This window comes from Pseudomonas sp. F-14 TE3482 (genome assembly GCF_053629455.1).
In genome coordinates, this window is record NZ_JBRJII010000001.1 from 4,812,938 (window position 1) to 4,826,564 (window position 13,627).

6 protein-coding genes and 1 pseudogene are annotated in these 13,627 nt (G+C 58.8%); 3 read left to right on the plus strand and 4 right to left on the minus strand.

What is annotated here, in order from left to right:
- Positions 1 to 67 precede the first annotated feature (67 nt).
- From AB7M26_RS21635 to AB7M26_RS21650, 4 genes and pseudogenes are all read right to left on the minus strand, one after another.
- Positions 68 to 1,330: a serine hydrolase domain-containing protein gene (locus AB7M26_RS21635; RefSeq protein WP_123496915.1), complete on the minus strand. Its 1,263-nt coding sequence runs from the start codon at positions 1,328 to 1,330 to the stop codon at positions 68 to 70.
- Between the two features lie 679 nt (positions 1,331 to 2,009).
- Positions 2,010 to 2,795 (minus strand): annotated as a pseudogene (locus AB7M26_RS21640) (glutamine synthetase family protein); the annotation flags it as partial.
- A gap of 169 nt (positions 2,796 to 2,964) precedes the next feature.
- Positions 2,965 to 5,985, minus strand: a complete 3,021-nt coding sequence (locus AB7M26_RS21645; RefSeq protein ID WP_123496917.1) for an EAL domain-containing protein — start codon at positions 5,983 to 5,985, stop codon at positions 2,965 to 2,967.
- Entirely contained in the window at positions 5,973 to 6,992 is a 1,020-nt protein-coding gene (locus AB7M26_RS21650; protein ID WP_123496919.1) for a substrate-binding domain-containing protein, read from the minus strand. The genes AB7M26_RS21645 and AB7M26_RS21650 overlap by 13 nt, the downstream gene beginning before the upstream one ends.
- A gap of 592 nt (positions 6,993 to 7,584) precedes the next feature.
- Here AB7M26_RS21650 and mexE point away from each other — a divergent pair.
- The 3 genes from mexE to AB7M26_RS21665 are packed head-to-tail and all read left to right on the plus strand — an operon-like array spanning position 7,585 to position 13,463.
- On the plus strand, positions 7,585 to 8,838 hold the full coding sequence (gene mexE / locus AB7M26_RS21655; protein ID WP_007905572.1) for a multidrug efflux RND transporter periplasmic adaptor subunit MexE: 1,254 nt from the start codon (positions 7,585 to 7,587) through the stop codon (positions 8,836 to 8,838).
- 15 nt (positions 8,839 to 8,853) lie between these two features.
- Positions 8,854 to 12,045 carry an efflux RND transporter permease subunit gene (locus tag AB7M26_RS21660; protein WP_123496921.1) on the plus strand — a complete coding sequence of 1,064 codons (3,192 nt, stop codon included), beginning with the start codon at positions 8,854 to 8,856 and terminating at the stop codon, positions 12,043 to 12,045.
- Positions 12,042 to 13,463, plus strand: a complete 1,422-nt coding sequence (locus AB7M26_RS21665; RefSeq protein ID WP_123496923.1) for an efflux transporter outer membrane subunit — start codon at positions 12,042 to 12,044, stop codon at positions 13,461 to 13,463. Before AB7M26_RS21660 ends, AB7M26_RS21665 begins: the two co-directional genes overlap by 4 nt.
- The last annotated feature ends 164 nt before the right edge of the window (positions 13,464 to 13,627 follow it).

Sequence of the window (13,627 nt, forward strand, 5' to 3'; positions counted from 1 at the left end):
AATGCGCCGCCAACACCTGGCCGAGCCAGGCGAATAGGACGCAAATTTCTTGTATTTATGGGGCGTTTCAGTCGCTAAGGTGCGCAGCAATGGCACGCAGCATACGCACGCTGTCAGCATCGAATTGGCTGACGGCGTCGGTCAGCGATGACTGCTTGACGATCACCACACCGGACGGCTTGTCGACAAACAGGTATTGGCCGTGAATACCACCCGCCATAATCGCCTGGCTGTGATCGTTGAAGACGTACCACTGGCTGCGATAGGAAGCGCCGGGGGTCCAGTTGGAGAAGTCGGAGTCTTGGGCGTAGATCGCTGGATCGGCACCGGCGAAGAGACGTGCGACCGTCTCGGTCGACAGCAGTTGCAGTCCATCCTGGTGACCATCGTTGGCCAGCAGGCGGCCGAAACGCGCCATGTCACGCAAAGTGGCGCTGAAACCGGCACCGGCGACGCTGCGCCCCCAAGGGTCGGCCATAAAGTAGCCGTCACGCTCACACCCCAATTGGCTCCAGATTTCTTGCAGTAATTGATCGCAGGCCTTGCCCGAGGCGCGCTCCATGACCCAGGCCAAGGCTTCGGTAGTGGCGGTCACGTAATGAAAAAAGCCACCGTGGGTGCCGCGTTTTTTTAGAGACGGCAGGTACTGGTACAACGACTCGAACTGGGCGTATTGCGCAGGTGCAGGCTGAAAACCGCAGGCATAGCCGTATTGCGAACTCTCCGAGTTGGGGTCGTCATAGACTTCGCTGTAATCAATGCCCACGGCCATGTCAAACAGCTGGCGTACGGTGGCATCACCAAACGCGCTGCCCACCAACTCAGGCACGTAATACGCTGCGGGCAACGCTGGGTTGAGTAAACCGTCACAGATCAGTTGCTCACCGAGAGTGCCAATCAGTGACTTGGTCACCGAGAACATGATGTGCCGGTCTCGAGGCTGCTGACCGTTGAAGTAGCGCTCGAACAGCACGGTGTCGCCCTGCACCACCAAAAATGCATCGGTCTGACTGGCCACCAGGTGATCGATGACGCTAATTCCCAGACCGCACTCACTGTCGAAGTGCAGCTCATCCAACGCTTGCGGAAATTCTTGCAAAGTACTGACTGGCCCGGAACCGGCCTGCACATCAATGGAGGGACGCAGACGCGCCAGATTACGGAAACCCCACTGACTGAACGGCGGGCGCATCCAATTGTTCCAGGTGACGCGGCGTTGCGGCTCTGCCGGGAAGCCCTGCATAAGCAAAGGCGCCTGGCGCGCGTCGAATGACGATCCATTAGTCTCGATGTAAAGACTGGCCAGTGAAGGCACGGTGTTCTGATTCATCGGGTTGACCCTGAAAATGACTCTGCATTCGAGCAGATGCAGAGAAATAATTACCCGATATTATAATTTAGTCAATAAAACATTTTTCTCGATTAAACTTAGCTAATCACTCAGCGCGGACCTACCCTCCTCTGATGCCGCGTGTCACCGCCCTGTAAGTGCGCAACTCCTGAAAGCGGCCTCAAATCCCGCCCTCGCCAGCACCATTGAGTAGCACCCTTCCAATCGCCCAGGGTTTCGTAGACATCTCCAGGCCTTAAACTGAGCCCAATCTGGAGGTGCCATGGGCAACCCGCGATATACCGAAGAATTCAAAACCCAGCGGTCAATCAAGTGACCGAAAAGAAACAGCGAGTAGCTGATGTAGCGGCGCGTCTTAGCGTCATAGCCTCTAGCCGAGAGCTTTTTCCAGCTTCTAAAACAGGAGCGTATAAGGTGGAAAATCTAAACCACGCGGCAAGATGCGCATGCGATCTGTGCCAGAGGCTGGCATGCCACAGCAGTTGCTGCGAACACTGGCTCGCCATGAGCCATAAGGCATCCAGTGCGCTCGCAATCGCCATCCTCTAACGATAACCCAGCGAAAATCGGGGGTTATACACCGGGCGGCCTCACTGTTAAACCGCCTGAGTCGTTGCCGTCAGCGATCCACCTTGTAGTCCCGCTGACGGACCAACACTCATGCATGAGTGAGGTACCAGCGCCAGTCCTGCTCCCCTACTTCAGCGTTGAATTTACGGTACTCACGCCACTTGATCGCCAGAAACACCTTTAGGAATTCGGCTCCCAGCGCCTCACTTGCCCAAGTTGAACGTTGCAACGCCTGCAACGCTGTAAGCCAGTCGGTGGGTAGAAATTCGGTCGCCTGCTCATAGCCATTGCCTTCAATCGCCGCGCCGGGATCGCTTTGATGTGTGATGCCGTAATGAATGCCCGCAAGTACTGCGGCGGCGGCGAGATAGGGGTTGGCATCAGCACCGCAAATGCGGTGTTCGATGTGCCGACTTATCGCGGGGCCGCCGGGCACGCGGAACGATACAGTACGATTGTTTACTCCCCAACTTTTGGCCTGCGGCGCATAACTGCCGGTCTGGAACCGGCGATATGAATTGGCATGGGGGCAAAATATAGCCAGCGAGTCAAACAAGGTCGCCATCATCCCGCCAATTGAGTGACGCAATAGCGGCGTACCCTGTGGGTCATCGCTCGCATACAGATTGTGACCATGCTCGTTGGCCAGACTGACGTGCAAATGCATACCGCTACCGGCCTGATCGCTGAATGGCTTGGCCATGAAGCACGCTTGCAGTCCATGCTGATTGGCCACACCTTTGACCAAGCGTTTGTAACGTACGCCTTCATCAATTGCTTGGAGTGCGTCGAAACGATGCTCTAGAGTCAACTCGACTTGGCCTGGAGCATACTCGGAGATCGCAGTACGCACTGGCAGCCCTTGTAGCGCGCAACAGGTTGCCCCGAGGAACGCCATTTGCGTCGATAAGAAACAACTCGATGCTCAGAACTTCAGGATGGGCGGCGAAATAATCTTCGGCCTGTTTTTTATCAGCAAATTGCATATCAATCCTCTTAGCCTGTCATAAAGCACGCCGAGCGTTTTACCGTACGCAGCGTCATTAACGCCCGGGTATTGGACTGCTTGGGCGTTTTACAACGCGTTTTCGCCTGAGCGAGTCAGGGCTCGCAATGCGGCTCGGTTGAGGCAACCGGGGCTTACGCAGTAACAGACTTATTTCCTCTGCGCTGACCGCGCAGCTGAAAAAGTGGCCCTGAATTTCATCGCAGCCGTTTTCACGCAGGAAGGTTTGCTGCTCTTCGGTTTCGACACCTTCGGCAATGACCTTCAGGTTCAGTTTGTGCCCCAACGAAATCACTGCGGTGGCGATGGCTTTGTCGTTCTCGTTGTCGGGCAGATCGCGTACGAAAGACTGGTCGATCTTGAGTCTCGCGATCGGGAAACTTTTCAATGCTGCGAGGCTGGAGTAGCCGGTGCCGAAGTCGTCGATCGAGAGACTGATCCCCATTGATTGCAGTTCCTTCATTTTGCTGATGGCTTGCTGAAGGTCTTGCATGATCAGACTTTCGGTCAGCTCCAGCTCAAGGTACCTCGGGTCCAGTCCGGTTTCTTGCAAGGCATGCATCACCCGGTCGATCAGGTCCCTTTCGATGAACTGGCGTGCTGAAATATTCACCGACATGGTGATCGGCGGCCAGCCCGCATCCTGCCAGGCCTTGTTCTGTCTGCACGCGGTATGAATCACCCAGTCGCCGATGGGCACAATCAAGCCGGTCTCTTCGGCCTGCGGAATGAATTTGATTGGAGACACCATGCCTAGCTCAGGGTGCTGCCAGCGGATCAGTGCCTCCACGCCGATAATCTGACCTGACTGCAAATCCACCTGTGGCTGGTACAGCAGCAGGAACTCGTCATGGTTGAGTGCGTTTCGAAGCCCGTCTTGCATGGCGAGCTTGCCCTGATCCTTGTTATTCATCTCGCTCGTATAGAACTGGTAACTGTTGCGCCCCAGCTCCTTGGCCCGGTACATGGCGGCGTCCGCGTTGCTGAGCAACGTCTCGGTATCGCTGCCGTCGGCGGGATAGGTGGCCAACCCCATGCTGCAGGTGACGTGGAGTGTATGTCCGCTGAGCTGAATCGGTTGCAGGATGGCTTCCTGGATTTTGTGCAGGGCGGGAGTAACGCCGTCGAGGTCTGAGGGCTGGTCGAACAGGATGATCACAAACTCGTCGCCCCCCAGTCGCACGACGGTGTCGGTGCGGCGTACACATTCCAGCATGCGTTGGGCGACGGTTTTCAGCAGCTCGTCTCCAGCACTGTGCCCAAGGCTGTCATTCACCAGTTTGAATTTGTCCAGATCGAGAAACACCACCGTCACCAGCCGGCTGTAGCGCTGAGCATAAAGTATTGCCTGCTTGAGACGGTCTTCGAGCAGTGTGCGATTCGGCAGCCCGGTCAGTGCGTCATGGTCACCCATATAGCGAATACGCTTTTCGGTAAGTTGGCGTTCTATCGCAATACCGGCAAGCGGTGTCGCCATGTTGATCAGTCGCGTCTCGGTCGAGCTGGGGCTACGTACGGTGCTGGAATACAACGCAAACGTACCCAATACCTTTCGCTCATGGGACAGAATCGGCGTCGACCAGCACGCGCGAAATCCATAGGGCGCGGCGACTGAACGGTACTCCTCCCACAGCGGATCCAGCTCGATATCCGTGACGATGACCGGTTCTCGTCGATACACCGCGGTGCCACATGAACCGACGTTCGGACCGATCGCAATCCCGTCAATGAGTTGGTTATAGGCTTTCGGCAAACTGGGCGCAGCCCCGTGCAGCAGGTGCTTGCCATCCTCATCCAGCACCAGGATGGACACCATCATCCCCTCCAGTTGGGACTCGACCAAGTGAGCCAGGCTGTCGAGGACTTCTGCAAGCTCGGTGCTCCTGGCAATCAGCTCCAGGACATGACCTTGTCCGGCACGGATGACGGCTTCTTGCTCTAATCGGCTGTTTTGCAAGGCGAGCCGTTCTGTGGCGATACTCAATTGGACCGTTCTTTTTTCCAGCTGAAGTCGGTCTTTGAGGAATTGATTCACCGCGCGAGCCATGTTGCCGATCTCGTCCTTCCCATGTTCCGCCATCATCAAATGCGTCTTATCAGTGCGCTCCTGACGCAATTGCCGGCTTATTTCATTCAGACGCACGAGCACATGACGACCCATGAAGACCCGGGTCACGAACCAGGCAAACACCAGACTGGCGCCCAACATGATCAGCACCCATTGCTGGCTACGATTTGAGTCCTCGACCAGGCGCTGCAGGGCTTGGCGATAGTCTTCGGTGTAAGCACTGGATTGCGCACGGGCCACCGCGACCAGAACCCCGGCCTCGTTCTTCAGTTCCTCATTGAAGTGCTGTATGACGTTGTACTGATTGATGAGCCTCAGGCGCAGGGAGAAGAGATCGGGCATCTCGACATTAGCGTCGGGTAGCTTGCCTGTGGTGCGTGACAGGCGCTCATATCGGATCCGCAGCCGTTGCACGGCATCACTGTCGACAGCCTGCGGCAGATCGAAAAGTAACACCGCCAGTTCCAGGCTGGCCCGGGTCTGGGTCGCGGTTAACCGGGCGGTGTGATCCTCCATGGTTTGCTTGAAGGTGACCTCGGTTTGCAGCAGGCTTTCTCGCAGCTGCGCAACGATGTTGGCGGTATTGCGGAACATCTGACTCGACTGATGCATGTCGAGTATCGCCACGCCACTGTTCGCGGCAGTCAGCTGCTGCACCAGTTGATCAAGGGCTTCAAGCTGTTCGACGGTCGCCGCATAGCTTGAACGCAAGGTGTCGGGGGAGCGGGTTGTCAGAAGCTGATCGGTCTGGCGTTCGATCAGCAAGGTACGCTGCAGCATGTCTTGCCCATTTTGCATGCGGACCAGTCGTTCTTCCGTCAACTGGCGGGTGCCGTTGTTTGACGTGCGCAAGGCGTAGACCGCCGTTGCACCACTCGCCAGGATCAGCAGCGCCAGCGTCAGAAACGCCAGTGTGAACTGTGCGCGTAGCGATTGCGGCAATAGCCGGCGTCCGAGCCGGGAAGTAACGTCCAATGTCAGGGATTCCATTGGTGGCGATAGATGTCTCGATAGCCATTGTCAGGGTCGTACTGGAATTTCTTCCCGCCGTCGAAGGCGATATTGTCGGCATTGACCAGGTGAATCGGCGCTACGAAGCCGCTCACCGGCTGACCTGCAAACAGCCGGTTCAATTCATCCATCACTTGCCAGCCATGCAGATTGAGCGGCTCGGCCACGGTAACGGTCTGGTAGGTTTTTGCCTGTATGCGCAAGAAAGCCGAAGCGCTGCCATCACCGGCAGACAACAGACTGATGCCGTCACTGGGTATTGCGGCGCTGGTCAATGAGGCAATCGAGTAGTCGAAATAGATATCGTTGATGGCCAGCGTGTGGGTCCAGCGCTTGCCATAGCGCTGAAGCAGCTCTTTGGTGATCGCCGGCATGTTCTCGCCACTTTCGGAGATCGCGACATCGCGCACTTCCAGCAACGTACATTCCCGACAGGCCCGAATGACGTTTTCCATGGCCTTGGCTTTCGCCATGGCGATGCTGTACTTGGAGTCGGTCAGGATGACCACGCCGGCGCGTCCGTTTGACTGTGCCACGGCCGCCATGGCCGTGAGGCGAGCCACTTCGAGCGGGTCGGTCGTGACGTTCATGGCCACCGGCGTGCCGTCAATCGGCCCGGGGCGTGCCCCGGCGTGCCAGCCAACCACCGGCACATCCCTGTTGGCGAAGAGGATCAGCGCCGCATTGTTCTCAAGGGCATCGGAGCCGCACAGAATGAGGCCGTCGGGTTTCGCTGCCAGGGCATCGGAAAAGGCCTTTGCGCGCCCGGCCGATGATCCGGCGCCATCGAATATCTTCAGTGTCCAGCCCATCGCCTTGGCTGCCTCGCGAGCGCCCTGCGCGACACCGACAATTCCTCCGTTACGCAAATCTTCTGCGACAAGGGCGATGTTCTTGCCCCGCAGGGCGCGCGGGCCGGATTCAGGGCCGCTCCAGCGAACGGCTTCAAGGGTGGCCCTGGAAACGATTTCCTGCGCTTGAATCACCGTAACCGTGGCGTTTTCGACAGCGTATCCGGGAGTTGCCGTGAAAAGACAGCAAACCGTAATTGAAGCGAGTAGCCAGGGCCTGAGTAACCAGAGCCTGATCAGACAGGTTCGATCACCGCATGTGATGCCGGGTCTGGAGCTGATGGCGCGTTCATAGTCTGGCATGGCGTCCCTTTTTGCCAAGAGTGCAGCGTTCACTATCCGAAAGGATAGTCGGTTCTGCTGTCATCAGGTCTTTTGTGGGGAAAGTGCGCGAACTTCAGTCCTGAACATTCAGGAAATGGGACAGGGTCCATGGCCTACTTGCGCAACTTACGGCTCCTTGTATGGGGATTTGTGTACGCCGCCGGTCCATGTGTGGAAGCCTGCTCGCGATGGCCACGACACGTTTGATGCCAATCCTTACACTCCGTGCAACACTGAATTGTCATCATTTCATTTGAAAGGCCCCTAATGGGAGGTGCATGCTAGAGGGCTCGCAATGAACTTATATCATTCCGAATGATAGTTACCTTCGCTTCATTCGATTCGTGCCATACAACCCCGCCAAGCATCATCCGTCCATCTCAATACATTGGCGGATGCATCCATGGAACAGTCACTCAAACATTTGCGCTTCCCCTTGGCCTTGTTGGCCGTGCTGGTGATGAGCGCCTGCGGCAAGACCCCGGACGCTGCCGCCACGATGCCCGCGGCCAAAGTCAGCGTGGCCAAGGTGCTGGAGCAACCGGTCAACGAGTGGGACGAATTCACCGGGCGCCTTGAAGCGCCGGAAACGGTAGAGATTCGTCCACGGGTTTCCGGCCAGATCGATGACGTTGCATTCACCGAAGGCGCGTTGGTCAAGAAAGGCGACCTGCTGTTCCAGATCGATCCGCGCCCCTTCCAGGCTGAGGTCCGCCGCCTCGAAGCCCTGGTTGCCCAAGCTCGCGCCACCGCCACCCGCAGTGAAAACGAATCCCAGCGCGGCGAACGTCTGCGCACCAGCAACGCGATTTCCGCCGAACTTGCCGACTCGCGCACCAGCGCGGCTCAAGAAGCCCGCGCCGCCGTCGGCGCGCTCCAGGCGCAACTGGACCTGGCCAAACTGAACCTGAGCTTCACCCGCGTCACGGCGCCTATCAGCGGCCGTGTCAGCCGTGCGGAAATCACCGCCGGCAACCTGGTGACCGCCGATACCACCGCGCTGACCAGCGTGGTGTCCACCGACAAGGTCTACGCCTACTTCGACGCCGACGAGCGTGTCTTCCTTAAGTACACCCAGCTCGCCCGCCAGGGCCAACGCGGCGCAACCACGCCGGTTTACCTCGGCCTGTCCAATGAAGACGGCAACCCGCACCAGGGCCAGATGAACTTCGTCGACAACCAGGTCAACCCGAAGACCGGCACCATCCGCGGTCGCGCGGTGTTCGACAACAGCGACGGCACCTACACCCCGGGGCTTTATGCACGCCTGAAACTGGTGGGCAGCGGCACTTACTCCGCGGTGTTGATCAACGACGAAGCGGTCGGTACCGACCTGGGTAAAAAGTTCGTGCTGGTGATGGATGCCGACAACAAAACGGCTTATCGCCCCGTCGAACTGGGTCCGAAGATCGAAGGTCTGCGCATCGTGCGCAGCGGCCTGAACAAAGACGACACCATCATCGTCAAGGGCTTGCAACGGGTTCGCCCTGGTTCACCGGTCACCCCTGAAGTGATCCCGATGGCCAGCCAGGAAACCCTCGCGGCGCTGGCTCAACAACGACAAGCGCTGGAAGCCAGCAACCTGCCCCAAGTCGCACCTGCCAAGGTCGCGCCGGGTACGGTTGTGAAAGTGGCTGCTGCCACTCCACGCGGTTAAGGGACAACTACTCCGATGAATTTTTCCCAATTCTTCATTTCACGACCGATCTTCGCCGCGGTACTGTCGCTGCTGATCCTGATCGCCGGCGCCATCTCGCTGTTCCAGTTGCCGATCAGCGAATACCCGGAAGTCGTGCCGCCGACCGTTGTGGTCCGTGCCAACTTCCCGGGCGCCAACCCTAAAGTCATCGGTGAAACCGTGGCCGCTCCGTTGGAGCAAGCCATCACCGGCGTCGAGAACATGCTGTACATGTCCTCGCAGTCCACCGCCGACGGCAAGATCACGCTGACCATCACCTTTGCGCTGGGCACCGACCTGGACAACGCGCAGGTACAGGTCCAGAACCGCGTGACCCGGACCGAGCCCAAGCTTCCCGAGGAAGTGACGCGTATCGGTATCACCGTCGACAAGGCTTCGCCCGACCTGACCATGGTTGTGCACTTGACCTCGCCGGACAAACGCTACGACATGCTCTACCTGTCCAACTACGCCTTGCTCAACATCAAGGATGAGCTGGCGCGTCTGGGCGGTGTCGGTGATGTGCAGCTGTTCGGTATGGGCGATTACTCGCTGCGGGTGTGGCTCGATCCGAACAAGACCGCTTCGCGCAACCTGACCGCGACCGATGTGGTCACCGCGATTCGTGAACAGAACCGTCAAGTGGCGGCCGGTGCCCTGGGCGCTCCGCCTGCGCCGAATGCCACCGCGTTCCAGTTGTCGGTCAACACCCAAGGTCGTCTGGTTTCCGAGGAAGAGTTCGAGAACATCATTATTCGCTCCGGTGAGAATGGTGAAATCACTCGCCTGAAAGACATCGCTCGCGTCGAACTCGGCTCCAGCCAATACGCCCTGCGTTCCTTGCTGAACAACCAGCCGGCGGTGGCGATCCCGATCTTCCAGCGCCCAGGCTCCAACGCGATCCAGATCTCCAACGACGTCCGGGAGAAAATGGCCGAGCTGAAGAAGAACTTCCCGGAAGGCATGGATTTCAGCATCGTCTATGACCCGACGATCTTCGTGCGCGGCTCCATCGAGGCGGTGGTTCACACCCTCTTCGAAGCGCTGATCCTCGTGGTACTCGTAGTGATCCTGTTCCTGCAAACCTGGCGCGCCTCGATCATTCCGTTGGTGGCGGTGCCGGTTTCGCTGATCGGTACGTTTGCCGTGATGCACCTGTTCGGTTTCTCGTTGAACGCCCTGTCGTTGTTCGGGCTGGTACTGGCCATCGGTATCGTGGTCGACGATGCGATTGTGGTGGTGGAAAACGTCGAGCGAAACATCGGGCTCGGATTAACCCCTGTAGAAGCCACCAAGCGTGCGATGCGCGAAGTGACCGGTCCGATCATCGCGACGGCGCTGGTGCTGTGCGCGGTGTTTATCCCGGCCGCGTTCATCTCCGGCTTGACCGGGCAGTTCTATAAACAGTTCGCCCTGACGATTGCGATTTCGACCGTGATTTCGGCCTTCAACTCGCTGACTTTGTCGCCGGCGCTGGCCGCCGTATTGCTCAAGAGCCATGACGCGCCGAAAGACCGTTTCTCCAAGGTTCTGGACAAGCTCTTCGGTGGCTGGTTGTTCCGTCCGTTCAACCGTTTCTTTGACAAGGCCAGCCATGGTTATGTCGGCACTGTAGGCCGGGTTATCCGCAGCAGCGGTATCGCCCTGCTGGTGTACGCCGGCCTGATGGTGCTGACGTTCTTCGGTTTCTCCAACACCCCGACCGGTTTCGTACCCGGCCAGGACAAGCAATACCTGGTGGCCTTCGCGCAACTGCCGGATGCCGCGAGCCTGGACCGTACCGAAGACGTGATCAAGCGCATGTCCGACCTGGCCCTGAAACAGCCTGGCGTGGAAAGCGCCGTAGCCTTCCCGGGCCTGTCAATCAACGGTTTCACCAACAGCCCTAACGCCGGCATCGTGTTCGTCACCCTGAAACCGTTCGACGAGCGCAAGGATCCGAGCATGTCCGCCGGTGCGATTGCCGGTGCATTGAACGGCCAGTATGCAGGGATTCAGGAGGCCTACATGGCGATCTTCCCGCCGCCGCCGGTACAAGGCCTGGGGACCATTGGCGGTTTCCGCCTGCAGATCGAAGACCGGGGCAACCTGGGCTATGACGAGCTGTACAAAGAAACCATGAACATCATCGCTAAAAGCCACAGCGTTCCGGAGCTGGCAGGCCTGTTCACCAGCTACACGGTGAATGTGCCGCAGGTCGATGCTGCCATTGACCGGGAAAAGGCCAAGACCCACGGCGTGGCCGTCAGCGACATCTTCGACACCCTGCAGATCTATCTGGGCTCGCTGTATGCCAACGACTTCAACCGTTTCGGTCGTACCTATCAGGTCAACGTTCAGGCCGAGCAACAGTTCCGCCTCGAATCGGACCAGATCGGTCAGCTGAAAGTGCGTAACAACCGTGGCGAGATGATCCCGTTGGCGACCTTCATCAAGGTCAGCGACACCTCGGGCCCGGACCGCGTGATGCACTACAACGGCTTCATCACCGCTGAAATCAACGGTGCGGCAGCCCCCGGCTACAGCTCCGGCCAGGCCGAGAAAGCCATCGAGAAACTGCTCAAGGACGAATTGCCCAACGGCATGACCTACGAGTGGACCGACCTGACCTACCAGCAGATTCTGTCCGGCAACACAGCGCTGTTCGTGTTCCCGCTCTGCGTACTGTTGGCGTTCCTGGTGCTCGCGGCTCAATACGAAAGCTGGAGCCTGCCACTGGCAGTGATCCTGATCGTACCGATGACCCTTCTGTCGGCCATCACCGGTGTGATTGCCTCGGGCGGCGACAACAACATCTTCACCCAGATCGGTTTGATCGTACTGGTGGGACTGGCCTGTAAGAACGCGATTCTGATCGTTGAGTTTGCCAAAGATAAACAGGAAGAAGGCCTCGGCCCGCTGGCAGCGGTATTGGAAGCTTGCCGCCTGCGTCTGCGGCCGATCCTGATGACCTCCTTCGCGTTCATCATGGGTGTGGTGCCTCTGGTCTTCTCCAGCGGTGCCGGTGCCGAAATGCGTCATGCCATGGGTGTGGCGGTGTTCTCCGGGATGCTCGGGGTGACCTTCTTCGGTCTGTTGCTGACGCCAGTGTTCTACGTACTGATTCGTAACTTTGTGGAGCGCGGTGAAGCGCGCAAAGCAGCCAAGGCACTGAAATTGGAAAAGCAACTGGAGGCGCAACAATGAGCCTGAAAGCCTTCCTGCCGAGCCTTCTGGTGCTGGCCCTGAGTGCCTGCGCCGTCGGCCCGGACTACAAAACCCCAACCACGGAGGCGGCCAACATCACGGCCGCCACCGATGGCAGCGCCGGTCAGAAGAACTTCGACCGCGCCCGTTTCGAAGGCATCTGGTGGCAGCAGTTCGACGATCCGACCCTCAACCAGTTGGTGACGCAATCCTTGCAAGGCAACCGTGATTTGCGCGTGGCCTTCGCTCGCTGGAAAGCGGCCCGGGCGATTCGCGATGACGCCAGCAATGACGCCATGCCGACCATCACCAGCCGCGCGAGCAGTGATCTGGCCAAGGGACAGATTCCCGGCCAGACCACCGACCGGGTCAGCAGTGAACGCTATGACCTGGGGCTGGACATGGCCTGGGAACTGGACTTGTTCGGTCGTATCCAGCGCAACCTGGAATCCAGCGACGCTGAACAGCAGGCCGCCGAAGCCGATCTTTACCAACTGCAAGTCACCATGATTGCCGAACTGGTGGACGCCTATGGCCAACTGCGCGGCGCACAGCTGCGGGAAAAGATCGCCCTGGCCAACCTGAACAACCAGCAGGAGTCGCGCAAGATCACCGAAAGCCTGCGTGATGCCGGTGTCGGCGATCAGCTGGACGTGGTTCGCGCCGATGCGCGCCTGGCCTCTGTCGAAGCCAGCGTGCCGCAACTGCAGGCCGAACAGGTGCGTCAGCGCAACCGCATCGCCACCCTGCTGGGTGAGCGTCCGGACAAGCTGACCGTCGATCTGAGTCCAAAAGACTTGCCGGCCATCGCCAAGGCCCTGCCCATCGGTGATCCGGGCGAGCTGCTGCAACGGCGTCCGGACATCCGTAGCGCCGAACGCCAACTGGCGGCCGCCACCGCTCGCATCGGCGTGGCCAAGGCTGATTTGTTCCCACGGGTCAGCCTCAGCGGCTTCCTCGGTTTCACCGCCGGGCGCGGATCGCAGATCGGTTCCTCGGCAGCTAATGCCTGGGCACTGGGCCCAAGCATTACCTGGGCGGCATTCGACCTGGGCAGCGTGCGCGCCCGTTTGCGCGGTGCCGATGCTGAAGCCGAAGGCGCCCTGGCGACCTACGAGCAGCAAGTGCTGCTGGCGCTTGAAGAGTCGGAAAACGCCTTCAGCGATTACGGCAAACGTCAGCAGCGCCTGATCTCGCTGATTCGTCAAAGCGAATCCAGCCGCGCCGCTGCGGACCTGGCCGACATTCGCTACCGCGAAGGCACCGTGGACTTCCTCGTGTTGCTTGATGCCCAGCGTGAGCGCCTGGCAGCCGAAGACACCCAGGCCCAGGCCGAAGTCGATTTGTATCGCGGCATTGTCGCGATCTACAAAGCCCTTGGCGGCGGCTGGCAACCAGAGACGGTCGCCAGCAAGTAACGTTTCAAAGAGCTCCTTTGGTTGGCCGCAACCAACCAATTCTTTTGCCCCGCGCCTCATTCGGTCGCGGGGCTTTTTTTGTCTGTGCACCGTGCCGAAGTCACCAAAACCCCTGTGGGAGCGGGCTTGCCCGCGATAGCGGTCTGTCTGGCACATGGATGTTG

Bases quoted from the DNA above. Each gene is read 5' to 3' on its own strand.
- AB7M26_RS21635 (WP_123496915.1), bottom strand. From the start codon at position 1,330: ATGAATCAGAACACCGTGCCTTCACTGGCCAGTCTTTACATCGAGACT.
- AB7M26_RS21645 (WP_123496917.1), bottom strand. From the start codon at position 5,985: ATGGAATCCCTGACATTGGACGTTACTTCCCGGCTCGGACGCCGGCTA.
- mexE (WP_007905572.1), top strand. From the start codon at position 7,585: ATGGAACAGTCACTCAAACATTTGCGCTTCCCCTTGGCCTTGTTGGCC.
- AB7M26_RS21660 (WP_123496921.1), top strand. From the start codon at position 8,854: ATGAATTTTTCCCAATTCTTCATTTCACGACCGATCTTCGCCGCGGTA.
- AB7M26_RS21665 (WP_123496923.1), top strand. From the start codon at position 12,042: ATGAGCCTGAAAGCCTTCCTGCCGAGCCTTCTGGTGCTGGCCCTGAGT.